Origin of the sequence: Streptomyces sp. NPDC088194, assembly GCF_040702025.1 — a bacterium.
Classification (GTDB): domain Bacteria; phylum Actinomycetota; class Actinomycetes; order Streptomycetales; family Streptomycetaceae; genus Actinacidiphila.
In genome coordinates, this window is the sequence record NZ_JBFBIV010000003.1 from 136,312 (window position 1) to 160,934 (window position 24,623).

At 72.0% G+C, this 24,623-nt stretch carries 17 protein-coding genes; 4 read left to right on the forward strand and 13 right to left on the reverse strand.

The features are described from left to right. Positions 1-25: 25 nt before the first annotated feature. The 5 genes from AB0399_RS02340 to nrdR form a co-directional block, all read right to left on the reverse strand. Positions 26-688 carry a histidine phosphatase family protein gene (locus AB0399_RS02340; RefSeq protein WP_329364022.1) on the reverse strand — a complete coding sequence of 221 codons (663 nt, stop codon included), beginning with the start codon at positions 686-688 and terminating at the stop codon, positions 26-28. 107 nt (positions 689-795) lie between these two features. After that, positions 796-1,401: a YdbC family protein gene (locus tag AB0399_RS02345; protein ID WP_328470238.1), complete on the reverse strand. Its 606-nt coding sequence runs from the start codon at positions 1,399-1,401 to the stop codon at positions 796-798. 61 nt (positions 1,402-1,462) lie between these two features. Then, entirely contained in the window at positions 1,463-2,233 is a 771-nt protein-coding gene (locus AB0399_RS02350; protein WP_366409980.1) for an MBL fold metallo-hydrolase, read from the reverse strand. A 255-nt stretch (positions 2,234-2,488) separates the two neighbouring features. Then, positions 2,489-5,374: a vitamin B12-dependent ribonucleotide reductase gene (locus tag AB0399_RS02355; RefSeq protein WP_329364024.1), complete on the reverse strand. Its 2,886-nt coding sequence runs from the start codon at positions 5,372-5,374 to the stop codon at positions 2,489-2,491. A 118-nt stretch (positions 5,375-5,492) separates the two neighbouring features. Further along, on the reverse strand, positions 5,493-6,002 hold the full coding sequence (gene nrdR, locus AB0399_RS02360; RefSeq protein WP_328470232.1) for a transcriptional regulator NrdR: 510 nt from the start codon (positions 6,000-6,002) through the stop codon (positions 5,493-5,495). A 575-nt stretch (positions 6,003-6,577) separates the two neighbouring features. On the opposite strand from nrdR, the gene lexA reads away from it, so the two are divergent. Next, positions 6,578-7,357, forward strand: coding sequence for a transcriptional repressor LexA (gene lexA / locus AB0399_RS02365; protein WP_328470230.1), 780 nt, complete (start codon positions 6,578-6,580; stop codon positions 7,355-7,357). Positions 7,358-7,522: 165 nt separating this feature from the next. Here the strand turns inward: lexA and AB0399_RS02370 are convergent, their stop codons facing one another. After that, positions 7,523-9,538 (reverse strand): ATP-dependent DNA helicase, encoded by a 2,016-nt coding sequence (locus AB0399_RS02370; RefSeq protein WP_366409981.1) that lies wholly within the window; start codon positions 9,536-9,538, stop codon positions 7,523-7,525. A gap of 132 nt (positions 9,539-9,670) precedes the next feature. Between AB0399_RS02370 and AB0399_RS02375 the strand changes: the two genes are divergently transcribed. Both AB0399_RS02375 and AB0399_RS02380 read left to right on the forward strand, forming a co-directional pair. Beyond that, positions 9,671-10,885 carry an FHA domain-containing protein gene (locus AB0399_RS02375; protein ID WP_329364027.1) on the forward strand — a complete coding sequence of 405 codons (1,215 nt, stop codon included), beginning with the start codon at positions 9,671-9,673 and terminating at the stop codon, positions 10,883-10,885. A 43-nt stretch (positions 10,886-10,928) separates the two neighbouring features. Next, positions 10,929-12,146, forward strand: coding sequence for a serine/threonine-protein kinase (locus tag AB0399_RS02380; RefSeq protein ID WP_329364029.1), 1,218 nt, complete (start codon positions 10,929-10,931; stop codon positions 12,144-12,146). On the opposite strand, the gene AB0399_RS02385 is transcribed toward AB0399_RS02380, so the two are convergent. The 5 genes from AB0399_RS02385 to AB0399_RS02405 all read right to left on the reverse strand — a co-directional run bounded on the left by AB0399_RS02385 (position 12,124) and on the right by AB0399_RS02405 (position 19,107). Then, positions 12,124-12,765 (reverse strand): FHA domain-containing protein, encoded by a 642-nt coding sequence (locus AB0399_RS02385; protein WP_366409982.1) that lies wholly within the window; start codon positions 12,763-12,765, stop codon positions 12,124-12,126. The genes AB0399_RS02380 and AB0399_RS02385 overlap by 23 nt on opposite strands. Before the next feature lie 93 nt (positions 12,766-12,858). Next, positions 12,859-14,616, reverse strand: coding sequence for an IucA/IucC family siderophore biosynthesis protein (locus AB0399_RS02390; RefSeq protein WP_366410002.1), 1,758 nt, complete (start codon positions 14,614-14,616; stop codon positions 12,859-12,861). Positions 14,617-14,768: 152 nt separating this feature from the next. Continuing rightward, positions 14,769-15,479, reverse strand: coding sequence for a GNAT family N-acetyltransferase (locus AB0399_RS02395; protein ID WP_329364033.1), 711 nt, complete (start codon positions 15,477-15,479; stop codon positions 14,769-14,771). Positions 15,480-15,564: 85 nt separating this feature from the next. Next, complete coding sequence (locus AB0399_RS02400) at positions 15,565-17,388, reverse strand: IucA/IucC family protein (protein ID WP_366409983.1); 1,824 nt, start codon at positions 17,386-17,388, stop codon at positions 15,565-15,567. Between the two features lie 264 nt (positions 17,389-17,652). Next, a complete protein-coding gene (locus AB0399_RS02405) occupies positions 17,653-19,107 on the reverse strand; it encodes a diaminobutyrate--2-oxoglutarate transaminase family protein (RefSeq protein WP_366410003.1) in 1,455 nt (484 codons plus the stop codon). A 197-nt stretch (positions 19,108-19,304) separates the two neighbouring features. Between AB0399_RS02405 and AB0399_RS02410 the strand changes: the two genes are divergently transcribed. Next, the gene (locus AB0399_RS02410; protein WP_366409984.1) at positions 19,305-20,477 is read left to right on the forward strand and encodes a hypothetical protein; all 1,173 of its coding nucleotides are present in this window, start codon (positions 19,305-19,307) and stop codon (positions 20,475-20,477) included. 117 nt (positions 20,478-20,594) lie between these two features. On the opposite strand, the gene hflX is transcribed toward AB0399_RS02410, so the two are convergent. After that, positions 20,595-22,094 (reverse strand): GTPase HflX, encoded by a 1,500-nt coding sequence (gene hflX / locus AB0399_RS02415; protein WP_329364040.1) that lies wholly within the window; start codon positions 22,092-22,094, stop codon positions 20,595-20,597. A gap of 217 nt (positions 22,095-22,311) precedes the next feature. Beyond that, positions 22,312-24,528, reverse strand: a complete 2,217-nt coding sequence (locus AB0399_RS02420; RefSeq protein ID WP_366409985.1) for an HD domain-containing protein — start codon at positions 24,526-24,528, stop codon at positions 22,312-22,314. Positions 24,529-24,623 lie beyond the last annotated feature (95 nt).

Sequence of the window (24,623 nt, forward strand, 5' to 3'; positions counted from 1 at the left end):
CGGCCATGCGGCACCGAACCCGCGCTCACTGCAACCCGCCGCCGGGCGGGCCGGGGGTTCCCCACCGCTCGAACGGCCGGTCCAGGATGTAGCGGCCGGAGGGCTGCAGCAGCAGCATGCGGGTCTCGGCGTTGGACGGGTTGGACAGCGTCTCGAACTCCTCGACCGTCCAGTGGAACCAGCGCATGCAGAACAGCCGCATCGTCAGCCCGTGCGTGACCAGCAGCACGTTCGGAGGGAAGTCCGGCTTGTCGAAGGCGCGGTAGAGGGTCTCCAGGAACGCGCCCACCCGGTCGTGGACGTCGGCGCCGCTCTCCCCCATCGCAAACCGGTAGAAGAAGTGGCCATAGGCGTCTCGGGCCTTGCGCTGGCGCTGGATGTCCTCCTGGTCCTGCCAGTTGCCCCAGTCCTGCTCCCGCAGCCGGGGCTCCTCGCGCGCCGTGGCCAGCGCCGGGTCCAGGCCCAACTCCTCGTAGGTGTGCCAGGTCCGCCGGTACGGGGAGACGAACGCCTGCACCCGCTCCCCACCGAACACCGCGCGCAGCCGGGCGCCCGCCGTCGCGGCCTGCCTTCGGCCGTCGGCGGTCAACTCCAGGGCATGGTCGGGCACCCTTTCGTAGATGCTGTCGTCCTCATTGCCCTGGGACTCGCCGTGCCGGATGAGCACGATGCGGTGAGGGCGTCCCATACCGGCCAGCCTATTGCGCTCGCCACCACGACGCCTTTCCGCCACCGAGCCGCGCCGACCGGATGCCCGGACGCCGTGGCCGGTGCCGACCGGATCGGCGTCCCCGCTCAGACCGTCCATGCCTGCACCACGTCCACCACGTCGCCGGCCACGGAGAGCACATCGGCGTCCAGCCCGGCACGCTCGGACAGCCGCTCCACGGCCCCTTCCCGGTACTTGCCGTGCTCCGTGGCGGAGTCCCACATCGACAACACCAGGAAGTCGTCCGTCTCGCCCCGGCCGAAGGCCCCGCGCAGCATCCCGGGCGACCCGGCCATGGCCGGGTTCCACACCCGCTCCTGCATCTGCGTGAAGTGGTCGACGCGCTCCGGCCGCACCTTGCACAGCGCGACTCTGAGCAGATCGGTGTCGGCGAAGAGTGGCTCGAAACCGACCTTCACATCCAGCCGGTGCTCGAACAGCCGCACCGCGAGCATTTCGTACGTGCCCTGCTGCGCGGCGGCGACGCCGTCGTGCGGACCGGCCATGAAGGCGTCGTACGAGCGCCGGTCGTCCCAGAAGCCGAACAGGTGCGCGACTCCCGGCTGGGCTCGGCTCCACCCTCCGCCCTGGCCGAGGAACCCCGGCTGCTGGCGCAGCGCCACCCATCGGCGCTGTCCCCGGTCGAACCCCGGTCGATCGACGACCCCGCAGCGCATCCACTTGACCAACACCGCGCCATCGTAGTGGCGTCGGGCACCTCACCCGATCCATTCCGGCACCGCGAGGGAGCACTCACAGCGCGACGGAGGCGCCCGGTCCCAAGCGGTGCAGGCGGTCCGCGAGACCCGCTGCGGCGAACTCCGCCTCGACACTGGCGCCGTCCTGCGTGAAGTGCGCCCACTGCTCGAAGTGCAGCGGCACCACCTGCCGGGCGTCCAGGATCGCGGCCGCCTCCGCCGCCTGCGCGCTCGTGAGGGTGAGCGTGCCGTCCGGCACCAGCGCGGTGCGGGCCGCCCCGGCGAAGAGCAGGGCCACGTCGAAGGGACCGAAGCGGTCGGCGATGGCCCGCACCACGTCGAGCGAAGCGTTGTCCCCGCTGATGTAGACCGTCGGCAAGCCGCTGCCCGACAGGACGAAACCGGTGACCTCACCGACCAGCTTCTCGCTGCCGTCCGGTCCGTGCTGCGCCGGCACGCCGGTGACCCGCAGCACGCCTCCGTCCGGGCGCGGCAGGTCGATGTGCTCCCAGTTGCCCAGGGCGCGCACCGGGCCGACCACCCGGTCGTGCGCGGATCGCGTGCTCAGCACCAGCGGGACCTCGGCCAGCAGCGCCCGCCCTGCCCGGTCGAGGTTGTCCGGATGCTGGTCGTGCGACAGCAGCACCGCGTCGAGCGGCCCGATCTCGGCCGGTGCCACGCCCGGACCCGCCGTCTTCACCAGCGCCCGCGCGCCGATCGGGTACTCCCCCGGCTCGTCGAACGTGGGGTCGGTGAGCAGGCGCAGCCCTCCGACCTCCACGACCGCCGTGGGCCCGCCGACGTAACGAATGTCCACACCTGACATGGTCTTCCCCCTTGCACGTGCACGGCTCCCGCGGGCACGAATCGATCTTCGTCCGGAATCAATCGCCCTTCCTCCGGAGCTATTCCCCTCGCCCCCTTGACGCGCGAAACACCGCCTCCCCGATGTTCACCCGAACGTCGCAACCGGCACGCGCCTGCCAGGACCGGGGGAAGAACGCGACCGGCCGGGCAGCACCGCGTCACGCGGTGCCGCCCGGCCGGTCAGCCACCCGGTCTCAACCGGGAATCAGCGTGCTCAGCTGCAGCCGCTGGTCGAACCGCAGCCCTCGCAGAGGTAGCAGCTCCCGGCGCGCCGCATCTTCGTGCCGCAGGAGAAGCACAGCGGGGCGTCGGCATTCAGGCCGAGCTGGATCTCCAGCAGTTCGGTGGAGTTGTGGGCCTCCTTGGGCGCCGGGACCGCGGCCGCCGGCTTGGCCGCGGACAGCGGCTTGGCGACCTCCACGTGGCGCGGCGCGGACTGGGCCAGGCCCTCGACGTCGACGTCGTCCTCACCGGCCTCGTAGGAACCGGTGTCGAGGTGCCGCTGGCGCTCCTCGGCGGAGTGGATGCCCAGCGCGGAGCGGGTCTCGAACGGCAGGAAGTCCAGTGCCAGGCGGCGGAAGATGTAGTCCACGATGGACTGCGCCATCCGCACGTCCGGGTCGTCGGTGAGGCCGGCCGGCTCGAAGCGCATGTTGGTGAACTTCGAGACGTAGGTCTCCAGCGGGACTCCGTACTGCATGCCGACGGAGACGGCGATCGAGAAGGCGTCCATCATGCCCGCGAGGGTCGAGCCCTGCTTGGACATCTTCAGGAAGACCTCGCCGAGGCCGTCGTCCGGGTAGGAGTTGGCCGTCATGTAGCCCTCGGCGCCACCGACGGTGAAGGAGGTGGTGATCCCCGGGCGGCCCTTGGGCAGACGCTTGCGGACCGGGCGGTACTCGACGACCTTCTCGACCTGGACGGGAGCCTGCGCCTCCGCGGCGGTGTCGACCTTGGTGTCCTGCTTCTTCTTCGCCGACAGCGGCTGGCCGACCTTGCAGTTGTCGCGGTAGATCGCGAGGGCCTTCAGGCCGAGCTTCCAGCCCTCGTAGTAGACCTCCTCGACCTCCTCGACGGTCGCGGACTCCGGCAGGTTGACCGTCTTGGAGATGGCGCCCGACAGGAACGGCTGGGCCGCGGCCATCATCCGGACGTGGCCCATGGCGGAGATCGCCCGGTCGCCCATGGCGCAGTCGAAGACCTCGTAGTGCTCGGTCTTCAGGCCGGGCGCGTCGATCACATTGCCGTGCTCGGCGATGTGGGCGACGATCGCCTCGACCTGCTCCTCCTGGTAGCCGAGGCGCTTGAGCGCCACGGGGACCGTGTTGTTCACGATCTGCATGGAGCCGCCGCCGACCAGCTTCTTGAACTTGACCAGCGCCAGGTCGGGCTCCACGCCCGTGGTGTCGCAGTCCATCATCAGGCCGATGGTGCCGGTGGGGGCGAGCACCGAAGCCTGGGCGTTGCGGAAACCGTTCTTCTCGCCGAGTCGGATGACGTCCTGCCACGACTCGGTGGCCGCCGCCCACACCGGGGTGTCGAGGTCGTCCACCCGCTTGGCCGTCGCATTGGCGTCGGAGTGCTGCTTCATGACGCGGTTGTGCGCGTCCGCGTTGCGCGCGTAGCCGTCGTACGCGCCGACCACCGCGGCCAGTTCGGCCGACCGCTTGTAGGACGTGCCGGTCATCAGGGAGGTGATGGCGCCGGCCAGCGAGCGGCCGCCGTCCGAGTCGTACGCGTGGCCGGTCGCCATCAGCAGCGCGCCCAGGTTCGCGTAGCCGATGCCCAGCTGGCGGAAGGCGCGGGTGGTCTCGCCGATCTTCTCGGTCGGGAAGTCCGCGAAGCAGATGGAGATGTCCATCGCGGTGATGACCAGCTCGACGACCTTGGCGAAGCGCGCCGCGTCGAAGGTCTGGTGCCCCTCGTCGTCGTGGCGCAGGAACTTCATCAGGTTGAGCGAGGCGAGGTTGCAGCTGGAGTTGTCCAGGTGCATGTACTCGCTGCACGGGTTGGACGCGGTGATACGGCCGCTCTCCGGCGACGTGTGCCAGTGGTTGATGGTGTCGTCGTACTGGATGCCGGGGTCGGCACAGGCCCAGGCCGCCTCGGCCATCTTGCGGAACAGCGACTTGGCGTCGACCTGCTCGATGACCTCGCCGGTCATCCGGGCACGCAGCCCGAACTGCCGGCCGCCCTCGACGGCCTTCATGAACTCGTCGTTGACCCGGACGGAGTTGTTCGCGTTCTGGTACTGGACGGACGTGATGTCGTCCCCGCCCAGGTCCATGTCGAAGCCCGCGTCGCGCAGCGCGCGGATCTTCTGCTCTTCCTTGACCTTGGTCTCGATGAACGCCTCGACATCGGGGTGGTCGACGTCCAGGACCACCATCTTGGCGGCGCGGCGGGTGGCGCCGCCCGACTTGATGGTGCCCGCGGAAGCGTCGGCGCCGCGCATGAAGGAGACCGGGCCCGAGGCGTTGCCGCCGGAGGAGAGCAGTTCCTTGGAGGAGCGGATGCGGGAGAGGTTCAGGCCGGCGCCCGAGCCGCCCTTGAAGATCATCCCCTCTTCCTTGTACCAGTCGAGGATCGAGTCCATGGAGTCGTCGACCGACAGGATGAAGCAGGCGGAGACCTGCTGCGGCTGGGCGGTGCCGACGTTGAACCACACCGGCGAGTTGAAGCTGAACACCTGGTGCAGCAGGGCGTACGTCAGTTCGTGCTCGAAGATCTCGGCATCCGCGGGGCCCGCGAAGTAGCCGTGCTTCTCGCCCGCCTTGCGGTACGTGAGCACGACCCGGTCGATGAGCTGCTTGAGGCTCTTCTCGCGCTTGGGGCTGCCGACCGCACCACGGAAGTACTTGCTCGTGACGATGTTGGTCGCGTTCACCGACCAGAAGTCGGGGAACTCCACACCGCGCTGCTCGAAGTTGATCGACCCGTCGCGCCAGTTCGTCATGACGACGTCACGGTGCTCCCAGACCACCTCGTCGTACGGGTGCACGCCGGGGGTGGTGTGGATGCGCTCGATACGCAGGCCCTTGTTCACCTTCGACCCCTTGGTGCGTGAACCGCGTGCCGGGCCGCTCGTCGTCTCGGTCATTCCGCCTCCCAATATGGGCAAACGCCCTGATGTGCGCGGTTCTTCCCGCAGCACGATGTGTTGTCTGACGCCTCGGCGCGCTAGGGCGCGCGTCGGCAAATCCGTGTCCCGACGCCGGTCAGTCGGTGCCCGCGGACGCGGGGACCCCGAGGTCCTCGTCAAGCCCGCCGGGAGTCATGGGTGGGAGCTGCTCGCGCAGCTCCGTGATGGCCCGCTCGAAGTCGTCGAGCGAGTCGAAGGCCCGGTAGACGCTCGCGAAGCGCAGGTAGGCGACGAGGTCGAGTTCCTGGAGCGGACCGAGTATGGCCAGTCCCACGTCATGGGTGGACAGCTCGGCGCTGCCGGTGGCGCGGACGGCCTCCTCGACCCGCTGCCCGAGCAGCGCGAGGGCGTCCTCGGTGACCGGCCGGCCCTGGCACGCCTTGCGCACGCCTGCGATCACCTTGTTGCGGCTGAAGGGCTCGGTGACGCCGCTGCGCTTGATCACCATCAGCGAGGCCGACTCGACGGTCGTGAAGCGCCGCCCGCAGTCGGGGCACTGGCGCCTGCGACGGATCGCGGCACCGTCGTCGGTGGTCCGGCTGTCGACGACGCGGCTGTCGGGGTGTCTGCAGAAGGGGCAGTGCACGGTCTTCCCACTCCCTCCCTCACCCACGGTGAGCGCACGACGAACATGCTTCCGCGAGGTCCTGCCAGAACCCCGGAAGCAGCCTCAAGCATAGGCGATCGCTGCGGCTTTGAAGCCACTGGGCCCGCTTGGAAACCACAACTTGTGGTGGCCGGGCCCTATCCAACCACTAGATCTGGTGCCCGCGCATCAGGGGGTGCGATCCGCGTGTCGTGGCCGCGCGACGGCCACGGAGGGCGTTCGCGACATGCCGGAGCGTATGGGAGCGGGCCCGCGGGGCGCACTCCGCGAGCCGGTGCGACACTGAGCCGACCGAAATGCGCGCACCCGGTCCGCGCTCTCCGCGGGCGCCCTGGGCGGCGCCTCGACCGCCACGCCGGAGGCAATGCGGGAATCGAACTTCCATTCGATCAATACACCCGGTACCTTGATCACGTCAGCGGATTTTCGCTAATTCACTCGAACGTGTGTTTGGCGCAACCTTTCGAAACCCACTACCGTTGTACTAACTGCCCGCACGCGGAGGCGGGCCGACCGCAGTCCATGCGGTGGAGAACAACTCGAAAGGGGCCGCCGTGACCACCACCGCAGAGAGCGCCACCGGCACATTGCCCGAGCATGACCGCTCCCCGGACGGAATCGGCCCGTTGGACGTGACGAACGAAGACAGCACCCCGAAGCCGGCGCGCGCCCTCCCCGGACGGCCCCCGGGAATTCGCGCCGACAGCTCGGGGCTGACCGAGCGCCAGCGCCGCGTCATCGAGGTCATCAGGGACTCGGTGCAGCGCCGCGGATATCCGCCGTCCATGCGCGAGATCGGCCAGGCCGTCGGCCTGTCCAGCACCTCGTCGGTCGCCCACCAGCTCATGGCGCTGGAGCGGAAGGGATTCCTGCGCCGCGACCCGCACCGCCCGCGCGCGTACGAGGTCCGCGCGTCGGACGCTGGCCACCCGCAGCCCACCGACACCACCGGCAAGCCCTCGGCCTCGTACGTGCCGCTGGTCGGCCGGATCGCGGCGGGCGGTCCCATCCTGGCCGAGGAGTCCGTCGAGGACGTCTTCCCCCTGCCGCGCCAGCTCGTCGGTGACGGCGAGCTGTTCGTGCTCAAGGTGGTCGGCGACTCGATGATCGAGGCGGCCATCTGCGACGGCGACTGGGTGACCGTACGGCGCCAACCGGTCGCCGAGAACGGCGACATCGTCGCGGCGATGCTGGACGGCGAGGCGACCGTGAAGCGCTTCAAGCGGGACAACGGCCACGTGTGGCTGCTGCCGCACAACGCGGCGTACCAGCCGATCCCCGGTGACGAGGCCACGATCCTCGGCAAGGTCGTGGCAGTGCTGCGCCGGATCTGACCCGGCGCTCGGCGATTGTTCGGAGCCGGGCTCGACCCGGCTGGACAGGGCCCGACAGGCCGCTGTGGGCGGGCTGCCGGGCCCTTCGCCGTATCTGTGTATCCGGAGGGCCACCGCGAGCGCTACGGGCCGCTCAGGGGCCCGTACACCGCCGCGACGGCCCTGTCAGGCCTCGGCCTCAACCGTCTCGGCGGTTGCCGGCCGCGCCGCCGCTGCATCGATCGCCGCCAGCGACCTCCGCACCTGGTTGCGGTCGTTGGTGTACCAGAACTCGGGCATCGAGGAGCGCAGGAAGCCCCCGTAGCGCGCGGTGGCCAGCCGCGGGTCGAGCACGGCCACCACACCGCGGTCGCCGGAGGCGCGGATCAACCGCCCCGCGCCCTGGGCCATCAGCAGCGCCGCGTGGGTGGCGGCGACCGCCATGAAGCCGTTTCCGCCGTGCTCCTCCACCGACTTCTGCCGCGCGCTCATCAGCGGATCGTCCGGCCGGGGGAAGGGAATCCGGTCCATCACCACCAACTGGCAGTTCACGCCCGGCACATCCACTCCCTGCCACAAGGACAGCGTGCCGAACAGGCAGGTGCCGGCGTCCTCGGCGAAGGTGCGGATCAGCTCGCCCAGCGTCTCCTCGCCCTGGAGCAGCACCGGGTGTTCCAGCCGCCCGCGCATCGCCTCCGCGGCCGCCTGGGCGCCGCGCATCGACGAGAAGAGCCCCAGGGTGCGTCCGCCGGCCGCCTCGATCAGCTCGGCCAGTTCGTCGAGCATGTCCTCGCGGCCGGAGTCCCGGCCCGGCTGGGCGAGGTGCCGGGCCACGTAGAGGATTCCCTGCCTGCGGTAGTCGAAGGGCGAGCCGACGTCGATGCCCTTCCAGGGCGGCACCTCCTCCTCGCCCTCCGGGGCCTTCACGCCCTCCGGGGACAGACCGAGCGAGGCCGCCACCCCGTTGAAGTCGCCGCCCAGCTTGAGGGTGGCGGAGGTGAGCACCACGCAGCGGTCGTTGAAGAGCTTCTCGCGCAGCAGACCCGACACGTTCAGCGGCGCCACCCGCAGCGACGCGCCGAACCGGTCGTGCCGCTCGCACCACACCACGTCGTACTCCGAGCCCTGCACCAGGCGTTCTGCGACCTCGTGCACGTGCTCGACGGAGGCCAGGGCCTGCTTGCGGATCACGTCCTCGTCCTGCACGGACTTGTCCCGGGTCTCGCCGAGCGCGGTGATCACCAGCCGGCACGCGTCGCGGAGCGCGGCAAGTACGTACGCGAGGTCCTCGGGGATCTCCTCCAGCCGCCCGGGCAGGGCCAGCTCCATCACCCGTTCGAAACCCTCGCCGGCGCTCAGGAGGGCGTCCGCGGCCTTCTCGTTGACCAGTTTGGCGGCGCGCTTGACGGCGCGGTTGACCCCGATGGGGCTCAGCTCGCCGGTGGCGACCCCCGTGACGCGTGAGACCAGTTCATGCGCCTCGTCGACGATCAGCACCTCGTGGCTCGGCAGCACCGGGGCACCCTCGATGGCGTCGATGGCCAGCAGTGCGTGGTTGGTCACGATGACCTCGGCGAGCTTGGCCCGCTCGCGGGCCGCCTCGGCGAAGCACTCGGCGCCGTAGGCGCACTTGGTGGCGCCCAGGCACTCCCGGGAGGTGACCGAGACCTGGCTCCAGGCGCGGTCCGAGACCCCGGGGCTGAGTCCGTCCCGGTCACCGGTCTCGGTCTCGTCGGCCCAGTCACGCAGCCGCAGCAGGTCCTTGCCGAGCTTGCTGGTCGGCGCGGCGGCCTCGAAGGGGTCGAAGAGGCCGTCCTCGTCGTCCTGCGGCACGCCTTCGTGCAGACGGTGCAGGCACAGGTAGTTGGAACGGCCCTTGAGCATCGCGTACGCCGGTTCGCGGCGCAGCAGCGGCTTCAGCGCCTGCACCGTGCGCGGCAGGTCCCGCTCCACCAACTGCCGCTGGAGGGCGAGAGTGGCGGTGGCCACCACCACGGGCTCGCCGTGTGCCAGGGCGGGCACCAGGTAGCCGAGCGACTTCCCGGTGCCGGTGCCGGCCTGGACGAGCAGATGGGACTGGTCTTCCACGGCGGCCTGTACGGCTTCGGCCATGGCGACCTGGCCTTCCCGCTCCACCCCGCCGACGGCGGTGACGGCGGCGTGCAGCAGGTCGGTGAGGGCGGGTGGGGTGGTGGCAGTCATAGGAGGGCCAGCCTACGGCGCCGCACCGACAGCGCGGTCCGGGTCCGGCCGGTCCGGTCACCGGCCGGACATTCCCGGGACCGCCTCGGTCGGGCGGTGCTAGCTTCTGGTCATATGCAGTGCGAGAGCCGCTTGACGCTTGATGCCTCGGCCGCGGAATACGTGATCGACGTGGCGAACGTCGTCCGCGAACCAGCCCTCGGCGGTGACAGAGCGGCGGACCTGAGCCGCTTCGAGGCGCTGCTCGACGCGCTGGCGGAGTTCGCCCACGACCCCGCGGTGCAGGTCTACCCGATCACGGACCGCTCGCTGCTGACCGACGGCCGCCTGACAGCTGAGGAGCGCGAGCGCCTGGCGGGCTGGTACCGCGACCGGCTGCTGGAGGTCCTGCCCAGGGCCGACGACCGCATCCTGGAGCTCGCGGACACGCTTGAACTGCAAGTGGTCAGCGCGGACAACTTCCTCGACTTCCACCGCGCCTACCCGTGGATTCCGGGTGACCGGGACCACTTCCTGCGCCCGCTGCTCGGCCCTGACGGGGCGCTGGTGGTGCGCCCGCGGATCATGCCGGTGCCCCCGGAGTGGCAGATCTCGCGTAAGGAGGAGGAGGGCCTGCTGCTGGAGGCAGGGGTGCTCAGGCGCTGGGCACCGTCGGCGCACCGGGATGTACTCAGCCGGGACTGGCGCTGCCCGCAAGCGGACTGCCCGCTGTTCGGGGCGGGCGAACATCCGGGCACCGCGCTGCCCCGCCGCCGGGGCAAGCGGGTGCTGTGCCCCACCCACGGACTGCCGCTGTCCGACGCCGGGCCGCGGCCGCGCCGCGCGCAGATGAAGGTGGTCATGGACGGCACGGTTCGCGGCCGCTTCATGGTGACGGCCGGCGAGCCGCTCGCGGTCGGCCGGGCCCCCGCGGGCGGCGGGGTCGCCCTCGGCGCCTGGATCGACGACAAGGCGGTGGACTCCGTCAGCCGCACGCATGTGCTGCTGGAGTACGACGGGACCGGGCTGACCGTCGTCGACGAGCGCAGCGCCAACGGCACCCGCGTCCGCCGCCGGCGGCCGACCGGGGACGAGTTGCTGCCGCTGTTCCACGGCACGCGCTGGCAGCTGCGCCGCGGGGACGCGATCGTGCTGCACGAGCGCCTGGAACTGCTGCCCAGCGGCCGTCAGTTCGTGTTCGAGGACGACGCAACGGACGGTACGGTCGGACCGCAGCAGGCCGCCGCGGCCGCGGACCCGACGATGGTGGGCCTGCCGTCCGACCTGTGGCGGATGGCGGACGAGTCACCGGCGCACGGGGCGCAGGGACACGGATCACCGGCCCACGGGTCACCTGGGCGCGACTGAACGGCACAGGAGTGAGGGGCGCACGCGAGTGAGCGGAGGCGGAGTGGGCGGGACGGGCGTACCGCCGGACCGGATCGGGGCCGGGACGCTGCTCAGCGGCCGCTACCGGCTGGAGGAGCGGTTGGGCGGCGGCGGCTTCGGGCAGGTGTACGCGGCCGTCGATCTGGGTTTGGGACGCCGGGTGGCAGTAAAGGTGCTGACCTTGCGCGCCGAATGGGCCGAGGGCGAGCGCAACGCGCGCGAGGGCCGGTTCCGCCGGGAGGCCGTCGCCGCCGCCGCGCTCAGCCATCCCAACGTGGCGACCATCCATGACGCGGGCGAGCACGACGGCCGTCCCTTCCTGGTGATGGAACTGCTGTCAGGGCGGGACTTCGGCGAGGTGCTGCTGGACCTCGGCGGCCTCCCGGTCGCCGACGTCCTCGCCTACGGCGCCCAGATCGCCGCGGGCCTGCAGCACGCCCACGAGCACGGCCTGGTGCACCGGGACATCAAGCCGGAGAACCTGATGCTGCTGCCCGACGGCGCCGTCAAGATCTGCGACTTCGGTCTGGTGGCGCAGCGCGACCCGCAGCGCACCCGGTACACGGACCCGCAGGCCGTCATGGGTTCCCCGCCGTACCTGTCGCCCGAGCAGGCGCACGGCCGGGAGGTCACCGCGCAGTCGGACCTGTACTCCCTCGGTTGCGTGCTGTACGCGCTCCTCGCCGAGGGTCCGCCGTTCTCCGCGGGCAACGTCGTCGGATACGCGTACGCGCATGTGCACGAGACGCCGGAACGGATCGAGCGGCGCCGGCCCGAGGTGCCGGCCGGCCTCGCGCACCTGGTGCACGAACTGCTCGCCAAGGACCCGGCGGAGCGCCCGTCGACCGCGGGCGAGGTGGCGCTGCGGCTGAGGGAGTTGCGGCAGCCGGGCCGCGTGCCACACACGCCGACGGCGCTGGACCGCGGGACGCGGCATGTGGTGTGGGCGTTGCTGGAGGAAGGCGAGGGACTGCTCATGTCCGGCCGGTTCGCCGACGCCGACCAGCGGTACTGGCAGGCGCTCCAGCAGCTGGCGCGGCATGACGCGGAGAGGGCGCCGGCGTCCTTCGCGGCGCTCTTCGGCCGGGCGCGCGTGCTGGAGGGACTCAACGGCGCGTCCTCGGTGGCCAGGCGCCTCGCGGAGCTGGCGGGCGACACGGCCGCCGCCCTGGGTGCCGAGCATCCGCTCGCCCGGTGTGTGGCCTCCTACGCGGCGGTCAGGCCAGCACCCGAACGGTGACGTCGGCGGCGAGCCGTATGGCGTCGCCCGGGTTCAGCACGGCGGGTTCGTGGGGCGGGAGCCGGTAGCCGTGCAGGTACGTGCCGTTCGTGGAGCCCTCGTCGGTGAGGGAGGCGGAGCCGTCCGGCTCGACCCTGACGGTGGCGTGCAGGCGGGACAGGTTGTCGTGGGCGGCGAGGAATCCGACCGCGGGGCACAGCCGCCGCTCGCGGCCCAGCCGGACCTGCCGGCCGGGTTCGACCTCGACGACCTGACCGCCAGGGAAGCTCAGCCGCAGGGCGCGCGACGGGCCGTCCCTGCGGGTCCTGGCGCTGCCCGCCTCGGTGTTCGCGAGGCGGCCGATGACCCGGGTGTGGTCGGGGTGCGGCTCGGGTTCCGGGCGTGCGTCGGGTTCGGGCCTCCCGTCGGGTTCGGGCCTCGCGTCGGCCGGCTGCGCGGTCTCCCCCGAGTCGGTGGGCCCCACCGCGTCCGTGGGGCCCACCGCGTCCGTGCGGTCCGCGCCGGGGACGGGTGCCATCAGCGCGAAGGGCACGTAGCAGCCCTGGCAGACCAGTTGCCCGGGGTGGGCGCCGCCGCTGCCGCACTCCGGGCATGCCCCGCCGCCGGTTTCCTCGCCCATCCCACTCCCGCCGTCGGGCCGTTCGTCGGCTCAGCCGTCGTCGGACCGATCGTAGCGGCGCCCGGCGGGGCGTCTCGGCGCCAGGCGGCGCGCTCAGGGCCCGCAGAGCGGATTGGCCACGGTCCCGTGCACGGCGGCGTGCGGGCGGTTGGCCCGGTCGCGGTACCCGTCGAGGTGCAGACGGTTGCGGTTGAGGCACAACCGGGCGATCCGCGGGGCGAAGAGGTCGAACAGCGCGAACCGCTCCTTGAGTTCGGGGAAGCGCTCCTGGTGGCGCACGATCTCCTCCCGTACCAGCGCCCAGAACTCGTTTTCGGGAACGCCGAGTTGCTGCTCGCACAACGGCGCGAGATAGCGGAACACTCCGATGAACAGGCCCGAGTGGATGAACTGGGTGAGGAATTCCGGCGACTCGGTGAGCAGCACGGCGCGGACGTCCGCCGGCATGGTGTCGTGTTCCGGCAGCGGCTGGGCGGAGACGTTCACGTCGTCGACGAAATCCTTCACCGCCAGCCGCACCGGGATGTCGTGCTCGTCGTAGACGACGATCGCGTTCTCGCCGTGCGGGGAGAACACCGTGCCGTACCGGTAGAGGAAGTGCAGCAAAGGAGGGAGAAGCGCGGCGAAGAGGTGTCGCAGCCACACTCGCGGGGAAAGCCCTGACCGGGCGACGAGTTCGGCCGTGAAGGCGCGGCCCGCCGGGTCGGTGTGCAGCAGTGCGGCAAGCGTCCGTGCGCGCTCGCCGGGAGCGAGGTACGCGGTCAGCGGCTCGCGCCAGATACAGCCAAGCAGTTCGCGGTACTGATAGGGCACCGCGGGCATCTTGTCGTATTGCGGATGGGCGACGGTGACGGACGCCACCTCGCCGAGCAGGATCACCCGGGCCTCGTCGCGCAGGAACCGGTCGTGGTCGCGCAGCGTGTGCACCCAGCCGGTGACCGCGGGGGCGGCCAGCGTGCGCTCGGTGGGCAGGCCGCGCCAGACCAGGGTGTTGAGCACCGACAGCGGGAGCTTGACGGTGCGGCGGTGCGGCCGGCTGGTGTTGAGGAACGTGCGGATCGACTGCTGCGGCAGCCGCAGGTCGTTGTCAGTGGTGAGGTGGATGATGGACCTGTCGGCGATCGCGGGTGCGAAGAGCGGGGCGACGACCTGTTCCCACTGCCAGGGGTGGACGGGCAGCAGCAGGTAGTCGGCGGGATTGCGGTCGTGGTCGGCGATCGTGCGGTGGAAGGAGTCGAGGGTCTCGGGGGCGAGTTCCTCGGCGTAGAGCGGGTCGGAGGTGTTCAGGGTGCCGGTGCCCCGGTATTCGGCGAGGTCGCGGTGGACGGCGATCCACGGCAGTCGGTGGCGTCTGCGGGCTTCGGGCGCCCAGTGCGCCGCGTCGGCGTCCGAGAACCCGATACGGCCCTTGTTGGCCACGAGCCATGGGTGGCCGGTCTGGTGCCCTTCGAGTTCGGCGTAGCCGAGGTCGGCGAGCTCGGCGGCCGGCAGCGCGGTGGCGTCCAGTCGCACATCGGCGCACAGCGTGGCGAGCAGTTCCCTGATCAGGTGGCCCGTGGTGTCGCCGCTGAGCCCGAGCACGCTGTCGTGGCCGTGCGCGAGGAAGTGCAGCGGGTCGCCGGTCGGGGTGATGCTGCCCGCGTCCACGTACCAACTCCCGTACGAGCCGCGGCGCGCGCGGAAGCGGTAGGTGACGTCGGGTGCGACGTCGACCCGGTACGCGTCGGGGCCGGACGCCGGGTCGGGCTGCGGCGCGATCACGTCTTCGTAGGCGAACTCGGCGAGCATCTTGGCGAGCAGCCGCCTGGCCGCGCGCTCCCACGCGGCGCCGGACTCGGTCGGGGATGGCATCGTCACGGTGGGCTCCTGCGGACGGGACGGAAGGGCTGCTTTGCGAAGCGGCCGCCGCCGGTCGGACACGACCGGCGCGGTCGGGCGTGCTCGGCGGCGTCCGGTCGCGATCGGATGCGGTCGGACACCGCCGGACGCGGTCGGGCACCGTGTCAGACGCGGTGACGCAGGGCTCGGTCGCGGATCATCAGGGCGGCGCGCTTCCCCGGCAGGTCGACCTCCGCGGAGAGCCGGAAGCCGGCGGCGAGGAAGGCCGCCACGGAGGGGGTGTTGCGCAGGTCCGGTTCGGCGATCACCCGGCCACAGGCGGAGCGGTGGTCCAGGACCAGGTCGGAGACCGCGCGCAGCAACGTGCCGCCCAGGCCGCGGGCGCGGTCGGCGACACCGCCGATGAGCAGATGGACGCCGGTGTCGTGCGGCCGGGCGGGGTAGTAGCGAGCGATCGGGTCGAGGTCGGCGCGATACACCTCCCAGTAGCTCATCGCACTGCCGTCGAGCACGCCGAGGCAGGGCACGCTGCGGCCGTCGCCGTCGAGTTGGGCCCGCACATGGGCCTCGGTGACCCGCTGCTCGCCGGCCAGTTCCCAGAACTCGGCGACTGCCGGATCGTTCATCCACCGGGTGAGGACCGCGAGGTCCCGGTCAGGGACGACCGGGACCAGCCGGAAGGGCCCGGCCGGTGTTTCGGCGGCCGGCCAGGCCGCGATGCCGTCGAGCAGCCCGCCCGCGACGCCACCGGCTGCTCCCGCCGCGCCCCCGCCGCCCGTCGGCTCCCCCACGGCGCTGTCCGAGAACAGCGCGAGGACCTCCGGTGGCAGTTTCAGGTCGAGGGTGTCCTCGGTACTGGAGTCGGCGGATGGCAACGGAACTCCTTCCTGTCCCGGTCGGGCGCGGAAGGGCCGCGCGGGCGGGGCGTAGAGGCCGGTCGGCGGTGGTGCGTGCCGCCGCTCAGCGGGCCAGCGGGTTGGGCAGGGTGACGTACACGGACTGGGTGTCGACCGGCCCGACGAGTTCGTCCATTCCGTGCAGCCGGGTCAGCAGGTTGGCCTTGCAGCGCAGTTGCGGGCTGTGCAGCAGTCGCTCGGGGAGGCGGCTGGAGCCGCCCGCCACGCCCGCGAGGAACCGGCGGAAGGCGGCGAGCAGCACCTCCTCGTCGGCGAGCCGCTGCGCGCCGAAGGCGCCGATCAGGCCGAGGACGTTGTTGATGCCGAGGTAGTAGGCGAACCGCTCGTCGGCCACCTCGTCGGCGACGAAGGTGTCGCTGTGGGCGCCGATGCCGGGCAGTTGGCGTTCCAGGGCGTCGCGGTGCGACTCGCGGAAGTAGTAGCCCTGGTTGTCGCGGTAGCGGCCGCCGCGCGGCCAGCCGTCGGCGTCGAGCAGCACGATGGTGTTCTGCTGGTGCGCCTCGAGCGCGATGCCCGCCTCGCCGTCCAGCCACAGCGCCGGCCGGACCACCTCGTCGAGGTAGCGCAGGAACCACTCGGTGGCGACCGCGGTCCCCGGCCGTCCGCTCCGCTCGGAGAGGCGGCCGACGAGCACCGCGAGCCGGGAGACCAGCGCCGGTGCGGGCAGTCGCGGCCAGGGCCGCGGGGAGGTCAGTCCGGCCACGCAGTGCGCCTGCGCGCCGGGCCCGAACGGGTTGTGCCGCAGGGCGACGTCAAGACCTGGCAGCGGGCGGCCGTCCCTGTCGTCCACGCCCAGCCAGGCGGGGTCACGAACGATGTCGAACCGGGGATAGGTCTCGTGCCAGCGGGCGGCCAGCCCGCTGCGCAGCAGCCGGTGCACCTCGGTGCCGCGCAGCAGCTCCTTGCGGAGGTTCTCCCGGCGGGAGTTGGTGATGCGCAGGGCCAGCGACAGCTTCAACATGACCTGTTCGCCCGACCGGTAGACCGTGCGCACCGACGAGGTGGGGTGCCACGGGTCCCCGAGGGTGCCCAGGTCGTGCAGCAGCCCGGCGTCGAACAGCTCCTGTACGGCGGGCCGATGGCGGACCTCGCGTGCCTGCCACGGGTGCAACGGCAGCGGCGCGGTACCGGCGGGCAGCACAGGGCTTGGCCCGGCCAGTGCCGTGAGCAGGTCGGGCGCGGACACCGGGCGGCCGCGATCGGTCCACGCCGAATCGGTGGCGAGCAGCGAGGTGTCCACCGCGAACCAGTGCAGCGGGAAGGCGCCGCGCAGCTCGGGCGAGTAGGCCGCCGACTCGGCGTCGCCCAGGCCGTCGCGGCTCTTGGGCGTCGGGTGCAGCGGGTGGCCGAGGATCAGCGCCTGCTCGGAGTCGAGGAACGGCAGTTCGGGATCACCGTGGCCGGGGCGTTCGCGCCGGTCGGTGACGAAGACGGCGGTCCGGCGTACCGAGTCCGCCACCCTTGCGACCAGGTCGGCGCCCTCCGCCGGGTCGGCGCCGCTCTCCCGGGCCAGCAGCGCGGCGAGTTCGACCGCGGTCAGCGGCCGCTGGTCGGCCGTGGTGAGCCGGACGGGCCCGAAGCGGTGGTGGCCGGTGGCGGACCAGTGGTGGACGACCGCACCGGCCGCGGTGCCCGCCGCCGGCAGCGGCACCCGCAGCAGCTCGTCGGCCGGCTGTGCCAGGCCCTTCTCGCGGGTCCAGCAGCGCAGCAGTGCCTCGGTGCCGGCGGCGTCGGCCACGGCATACGGCTCCTCGCGAGCCAGCGGGTCGGGACCGGTCACGATCCGGGGGGTGCGTGCCCGCTGGGGCGGCACGGAGGTGGCGGTGTCATGGCGGTCGGTGCCGGCGGGGTCCACGGGTGCGGTCATGCCAGGGGCCTCACTTGTCGGTACGGCGGTACGGCGGTGCGGCAGTGCTGTACGGGGGCGGGGGTGATGTGCCTTGGTGGGTCGGTGCGCTTCGGGGCGGCGGCGCCGTGCGCCGGGGCAACGGCTCGGCGTGGCACGCGGTGGGGCACGGCTGCCGCGCCCCACCGTCGCGGTCGGGTCGTGACGCGGTCAGGAGCCGGCCGGCCGAGCGGAGCGGGGATCGGCATCCTGCGCGCCGGCGTGCCCGCGGTGCGGTGGTCGCCCTCACGGGGTGCCCGCCGGCTGTGCCTCGCCCGCTCGCAGGGTGTCGATCCCCCTGGCCCGCCCGCCGATGGGGCCGCCACGGCTGCCGGCGTCGGGCACGTCGGCGGCAGCGACGGCGTCGGAGAGCCGGTCCAGTACGGCTTCGGCCTGCTCGTCGGTGATCGTCAGCGGTGGCAGCAGCCGTACGACGCTGGAGTGCCGACCACCCAGTTCGATGATCAGACCGCGCCGCAGGGCCTCCTGCTGGACGCGGGCGGCGAGACGCGGCGCGGCAGGCAGCGCCCCGCGGTCGTCGGGCTCGGCGCCGGTGTCCACGAGTTCGACGCCGATCATCAGGCCGCGGCCGCGCACGTCGCCGATGCAGGCGTGGTGGGCGGCCAGACCGCGCAGCCGGCGCAGGATGCGGGACCCGACCTCCTCGGCCCGCTCGTGCAGCGCGTTCCGCGCCACGTAGCGGATCGTGGCGGTGCCCGCGGCCATGGCGAGTTGGTTGCCGCGGAAGGTGCCGGCATGGGCACCTGGGTGCCAGGCGTCCAGTTCCTCGCGGTAGACGATCACCGCGAGCGGCAGGCTGCCGCCGATGGCTTTGGACAGCACCATCACGTCGGGCACGATGCCGCTGCGCTCGACCGCCCAGAACGTACCGGTGCGGCCGACTCCGGTCTGCACCTCGTCGGCGATCAGCGGGATGCCGCGGGCCGCGGTGATCTCCCGCATCCGGCGCAGCCAGGTATCCGGGGCCGGGATGACGCCGCCCTCGCCCTGGACGGGCTCCAGCAGCATCGCCGCGGGCTGCTGCACGCCGCCCTTGGGGTCGTCGAGCAGACTGGCCGTCAGCCGCGCGGACAGCTCCGCACCGCGCTCGCCCCCGGTCCCGAACGGGCAGCGGTAGTCGTACGGATACGGCAGCCGGGTGACGCGCGCGTCCGCCTCGGCGGTGGCTCGCGCGTCGGTGTCGCCGGTGGCCGCGAGGGCCGCCGCGGTCATGCCGTGGTAGGCGCCGGAGAAGGCGAGCAGGCCGGTCCGGCCGGTGGCGATCCGGGCGAGCTTGATGGCCGCCTCGACCGCGTCGGTGCCGGCCGGGCCGCAGAACTGGATGCGGCCGTGGTCGGCGAGCGCGGGTGGCAGCGTCTCGAACAGGGCGGTGGTGAAGTCGTCCTTCACGGGCGTGGCGAGATCCAGGACGTGCAGGGGCGCGCCGGAGTCCAGCACCCGCCTGACCGCTTCCAGGACCACCGGGTGGTTGTGGCCGAGCGCCAGCGTGCCCGCGCCTGACAGGCAGTCCAGGTAGCGACGGCCGTCGGCGCCCTCGATGGTCATCCCGCGGGCGCGGACCGGTACCACGGGCAGCGACCGCGCGTACGTGCGCGCCGCGGACTCGCGCTGTGCCTGTCTGCGCAGGATCGCCTCCCCCGCACCGAAGTCTTCGGCGGGTGCCGTGAGTTGTCCCGGCACGCTCGAAGTGGCCGCCACGTGTGCTCTCCTCCTGCTCGGCGTTCCGTCCGTCCCCCATCCGTACTAACGACGCGGTCACCGACCGATCACGGGCCGTCGCCCGACTTTCCCGCGCGGAACCGCCCACAGGTCCGGTGCCGTCCATGAATCAGGCAGCACACGAGCCACGAACGCACGAATCAGGGGGACATACGTCCATGCCATCGATACGCAGGCCGCTGATCGCCGTGGCGGCCGCGGCACTTCTCGCGGGCGCGGCCACCGCGTGCGGGCCGTCCGGGAGCGACGACGCCAAGGCGACGACGTCGCCGAGTGCCACCGCGGCGGCCAGGAAGACACTGCCCAAGCTGCCTACGTCACTGCCCACGAGCCTCGGCGACCTGAAGAAGTGGGAACAGGCGTACAAGGACGGCGGCTGGAAGAACTGGGACAAGTCGTCGTGGCTGCGCAAGGCCCAGGACTTCGTCAACCCGGTGATCGACGGTCTGTGGAGCAACGACCGGATGAAGGGCGCCGATCAGGACGACAAGCAGGTGCCCGCGGATGTGCCCGCCGACCAGGGGAAGACCGACCCGGTGCCGGCGCCCGAGGCGGCCAGGAAGGTCGGCTCGCCGTACCACGACAACGCGCCGGCGGTCGGCAAGCTCTTCTTCGACAGCCCGAAGGGGCCCATGGTCTGCTCGGCCACGGTGGTCGACGATCCGGCGCACCCGGGCAAGTCGAACCTGGTGTGGACGGCCGGGCACTGCGTCCACGCGGGCAAGAGCGGCGGTTGGTACCGCAACATCGCCTTCGTGCCCGACTACAACGACGCCGGTCAGAGCGCGGCCGCGCTGGCGAACGCGGGCGTGGACAAGCTCGCGCCGTACGGCGTGTGGTGGGCGGACTGGGCCGGCACCTCGGACGAGTGGATCGACTCCGGCTCCGAGGAGGGCGGCGGCGGGTCGCCGTACGACTTCGCGGTGCTGCACGTGACGCCCGCGAAGGGCTCCGGCGGCAAGTCGCTGCAGGAGACGGTCGGGGCGGCGATGCCGGTGTGGTTCGACGCTCCCTCGACGACGCAGATCAAGACCATCGGCGCATGGGGCTACCCGGCGGAGGCGCCTTACGACGGCCAGCGGATGTACGCCTGCCAGGGCAAGCCGGGCCGGCTGTCGCTGCTCGCCTCGGCACCGACGGAGTACCGGCTCGGCTGCACGATGACCGGCGGTGCCTCCGGTGGCGGGTGGTTCGCCACGATGCCGGACGGCAAGCAGGGGCTGGTCAGCAACACCTCGATCGGCCCGGTCACGGCAACGTGGCTGGCGGGGCCCCGGCTGGGCGCGGACGCGAAGAAGCTCTACGACGGAGTGAGCAAGAAGTTCAGCTGAGCCGGGTGACGGTGACAGCGCAGTGACGGGTAAGGGTCCGCCTCCAGGAGGCGGACCCTTACCCGTTGTCGTGCGCCCAGGAGGCGGACCTCGGCCCGGTGGCCGGTCGAACTCCGGTCAGTGCTGGGCGGCGAGGGTGAACGGCGCCAGCTCTGCGGCCAGATCCTCGTGCACCCGCACCCGCAGCAGCGTGCCTTCGCCGGTGTGCTCCTCGGAGAGCACCTCGCCGTTGGCATGCGCCCGGGAGACCAACCCGCCGTGGGTGTAAGGCACCAGTGCCTCGACCTCCACCTGCGGGCGCGGCAACGCGTCGTCGATGATCTCCAGAAGCTCGTCGATGCCCTGCCCGCTGCGCGCGGACACCGCGATGGCGTGCTTCTCGGCCCGCAACAGCCGCTGGAGGACCAGCGGGTCGGCCGCGTCAGCCTTGTTGACCACCACGATCTCCGGCACCTGGAGTGCGCCGACATCGCGGAACACCTCGCGGACCGCGGCCAGTTGCTCCTCGGGCACCGGATGCGAGCCGTCCACCACGTGCACGATCAGGTCGGCGTCGCCGACCTCCTCCATGGTGGAGCGGAACGCCTCGACCAGGTGGTGCGGCAGGTGCCGGACGAACCCGACCGTGTCGGCGAGCGTGTAGAGCCGCCCGCTGGGCGTCTCGGCGCGCCGAACCGTCGGGTCCAGGGTGGCGAACAGGGCGTTCTCCACCAGGACTCCGGCGCCGGTGAGCCGGTTGAGCAACGAGGACTTGCCCGCGTTGGTGTAGCCGGCGATGGCCACAGACGGCACCTTGTGGCGCCGCCGCTCCTGGCGCTTGAGGTCGCGGCCGGTCTTCATCTCCGCGATCTCCCGGCGCATCTTGGCCATCTTCTCGCGGATGCGCCGCCGGTCGGTCTCGATCTTGGTCTCACCGGGTCCGCGGGTGGCCATGCCGCCGCCCGAGGAGCCGGAGCCACCGCCACCCATCTGCCGGGACAGCGACTGGCCCCAGCCGCGCAGCCTCGGCAGCATGTACTGCATCTGCGCGAGCGAGACCTGCGCCTTGCCCTCACGGGACTTGGCGTGCTGGGCGAAGATGTCCAGGATCAGCGCGGTGCGGTCGACCACCTTGACCTTGACGACGTCCTCGAGGTGGATCAGCTGGCCGGGGCTCAGCTCACCGTCGCAGACCACGGTGTCGGCGCCGGTCTCGACGACGATGTCCCGCAGCTCCTGCGCCTTGCCGGAGCCGATGTACGTAGCCGGGTCCGGCTTGTCGCGGCGCTGGACCACGCCGTCCAGCACGATGGCGCCCGCGGTCTCGGCGAGGGCGGCGAGTTCGGCCAGCGAGTTGTCGGCGTCGTCGACGGTGCCGGAGGTCCACACCCCGACGAGCACCACGCGCTCCAGACGGAGCTGCCGGTACTCGACCTCGGTGACGTCCTCCAGCTCGGTGGAGAGTCCGACGACCCGGCGCAGAGACGCGCGGTCGGAGCGGTCGAACTGGTCGCCGTCCCGATCCTCGTCGATCTCGTGGCTCCAGGCCGCGTCCTCTTCCATCAGGGCGTCGGCCCGAAGGCTCTCCGGGAGGCGCTGGCGGTTGTTCGAAGAAGAGGAGGAAGCGTTGGAGGTCATCGGGTCCTTCGGTCGTACGGTCAGTGGCCGGCAGCCGTGGTGGCGCCGTTACCTTCGATGGTCGCACGCCGGGGCGGAAGGGTCACGCGACTTTCGGTCCGACCGGCGGCCGGTTCCGCGAGAAGTTCGCATTCCGAACGAAATCCGCACAGGATCACCCGCAGGAGTGACGAAATCCGGGAACAGCGGGAAGCGACCGCCCGTTTACTCAGTGTGATCAGTTACGGACAGCAGCGACAGCAGGCTGGGCGCGGTAGACGTCGTACACGCCCGGCACCGACTTCATGGCCCGCATCAGCCCGGCGAGGGCTTCGGGCGCGGGCAGCTCCACGGTGTAGGTGTGCCGGACGCGATGCTCCTGCGGCGGCTCCACGGCCGCGGAGACGATGCCGATCCCCTGGGCGGCGATCACCTCGGTGAGGTCGGCGAGCAGTCTCGGCCGGCTGAGCGCTTCGGCGAGGACGGTGGCGCGGAAGTTCCCTGCGGAGGTGCCGTCGCGCCATCGGACGGGCACGGCGGTCCGCCCGGCCGCCGCCATCCGGGAGCCGGCCGGACACCCGGCCCGGTGCACCGCGACGGTCCCGCCGCGGATCACGAACCCGGTCACGCGGTCCGGCGGCACCGGCGTACAGCAGCGCGCCAGCCGCACCGCGGCACCGGGCAGGTCGGTGACGGCCACCGGGTCGGTGTCCGGCGTGCTGTCGACCGCCGGCAGCGGACGGGCGGCGGGCGCGGCGGCCGGCCGGGCCCCGCCGGGCGCGGTCGGGTGCAGCGCCAGCCAGCCGGTGATGGCGATCCGGGCGGCCGGAGTGGTCGCGTGCTCCAGCCATTCGGGGTCGGGGCCCTCGGGCTCGCGCGCCGACGCGGCGGTGTCGTCCATCAGAAGCTGGAGAGCGTCGCCGTCGCGCAGGCGGGTGCCGAGCGGCGCCAGCCTGCCGTTGACCCGCGCGCCGACGCAGGCGTGGCCGACCTCGCCGTGGACGGCGTAGGCGGCGTCCACGCAGCTCGCGCCCGCGGGCAGCCGGAGAGTGCCGGAGCGGTCGCCGTCCTGGCTGGTGAAGACGGTGATCTCGCGGTCCTGGGCAAGGTCGTCGCGCAGCGCCGTCCAGAAGGTGTCCGGGTCCGGGGCGGCGCGCTGCCACTCCAGCAGCCGGGCGAGCCAGCCCGGCTGGGTGGGGTCGGGGTCCGCCCAGCCGTCCCCGGCGGCGCCTGACGCCTCCGGGCCCTGCGCGGCCTCGGCCGCGTAGGGGTCGCCGAGGGCGATCACACCGGCCTCGGCGACACGGTGCATCCGCTTGGTGCGCACCAGCACCTCGGCGATCCGGCCGTGCCGGTCGGCGACGGCGGTGTGCAGCGATTGGTAGAGGTTGAACTTGGGAGCGGCGATGAAGTCCTTGAACTCGGCGATGACGGGGGTGAAACAGGTATGCAGCTCGCCCAGCACGGCGTAGCAGTCGGCGTCCTCGTCCACGAGGACGAGCAGGCGGCCGAAGTCGCAGCCGCCCAGTTCGGTCACGCCGCGCTTGAGCATCAGGCGGTGCACGGACACGGTGTGGCGGGGTCGGATGCCGACCTCGGCGGCGATGCCCGCGTCACGCAGCACACCGCGCAGGTCGTCGGCGACGACGGAAAGGGGGTCGGGCCGCGCCCCGGCCGCTTCGATCATCGCGCGGGTGCCGGCGTGCTCCTCGGGGTGGAGGATGGCGAAGACCAGGTCCTCCAGTTCGCTCTTGAGCGCCTGCACGCCGAGCCGTTCGGCGAGCGGGATGAGCACGTCGCGGGTGACCTTGGCGATGCGGGCCTGCTTCTCGGGCCGCATCACCCCGAGGGTGCGCATGTTGTGCAGCCGGTCGGCGAGTTTGATCGACATCACCCGCACGTCGTTGCCGGTCGCGACGAGCATCTTGCGGAAGGTCTCGGGTTCGGCGGCGGCACCGTAGTCGACCTTCTCCAGCTTGGTGACGCCGTCGACGAGATAGCTGACCTCCTCGCCGAAACCCCGCCGGACCTGATCGAGCGTCACCTCGGTGTCCTCGACGGTGTCGTGGAGCAGCGAGGCGGTCAACGTGGTGGTCTCGGCGCCGAGTTCGGCGAGGATGAGGGTGACCGCGAGCGGGTGGGTGATGTACGGCTCGCCGCTCTTGCGGGTCTGCCCCCGGTGCGAGGACTCGGCGAGCACGTAGGCGCGGCGCAGGGTCTCGACCTCTTCGCGGCCGGCCTCGGGATGGCGGGTGCGGTGGACCTTGATCAGATGCTCGATGGCACCGGGCAGGCGGCCCCTGCTGTGGCCGTTGCTCCCCAGGAGCGCCACCCGGCCCAGACGGCGGAGGTCGATCCGGCGCAGATCAATCCGGCGCAGCCCGCGCCGGACGACATCGGCGGCGTTCTCCGCGCTCTCCGCGTTCACCGCGTTCACCGCGTTGTCTGCGCTCATCGGGGCCTCCCGGCAGCGTGGACCGGCTGCGGGAACTCACCACGCCCCGTGGGGCCGCGCCGGTGATTGATGCTATCGAGCCCACCACGTGCGGC

What these genes read in the sequence shown, in the direction of transcription:
- AB0399_RS02340 (WP_329364022.1), bottom strand. Translation starts at nt 688, where the DNA reads ATGGGACGCCCTCACCGCATCGTGCTCATCCGGCACGGCGAGTCCCAG.
- AB0399_RS02350 (WP_366409980.1), bottom strand. Translation starts at nt 2,233, where the DNA reads ATGTCAGGTGTGGACATTCGTTACGTCGGCGGGCCCACGGCGGTCGTG.
- AB0399_RS02355 (WP_329364024.1), bottom strand. Translation starts at nt 5,374, where the DNA reads ATGACCGAGACGACGAGCGGCCCGGCACGCGGTTCACGCACCAAGGGG.
- AB0399_RS02370 (WP_366409981.1), bottom strand. Translation starts at nt 9,538, where the DNA reads ATGACTGCCACCACCCCACCCGCCCTCACCGACCTGCTGCACGCCGCC.
- AB0399_RS02385 (WP_366409982.1), bottom strand. Translation starts at nt 12,765, where the DNA reads ATGGGCGAGGAAACCGGCGGCGGGGCATGCCCGGAGTGCGGCAGCGGC.
- AB0399_RS02390 (WP_366410002.1), bottom strand. Translation starts at nt 14,616, where the DNA reads ATGCCATCCCCGACCGAGTCCGGCGCCGCGTGGGAGCGCGCGGCCAGG.
- AB0399_RS02400 (WP_366409983.1), bottom strand. Translation starts at nt 17,388, where the DNA reads ATGACCGCACCCGTGGACCCCGCCGGCACCGACCGCCATGACACCGCC.
- AB0399_RS02410 (WP_366409984.1), top strand. Translation starts at nt 19,305, where the DNA reads ATGCCATCGATACGCAGGCCGCTGATCGCCGTGGCGGCCGCGGCACTT.
- hflX (WP_329364040.1), bottom strand. Translation starts at nt 22,094, where the DNA reads ATGACCTCCAACGCTTCCTCCTCTTCTTCGAACAACCGCCAGCGCCTC.
- AB0399_RS02420 (WP_366409985.1), bottom strand. Translation starts at nt 24,528, where the DNA reads ATGAGCGCAGACAACGCGGTGAACGCGGTGAACGCGGAGAGCGCGGAG.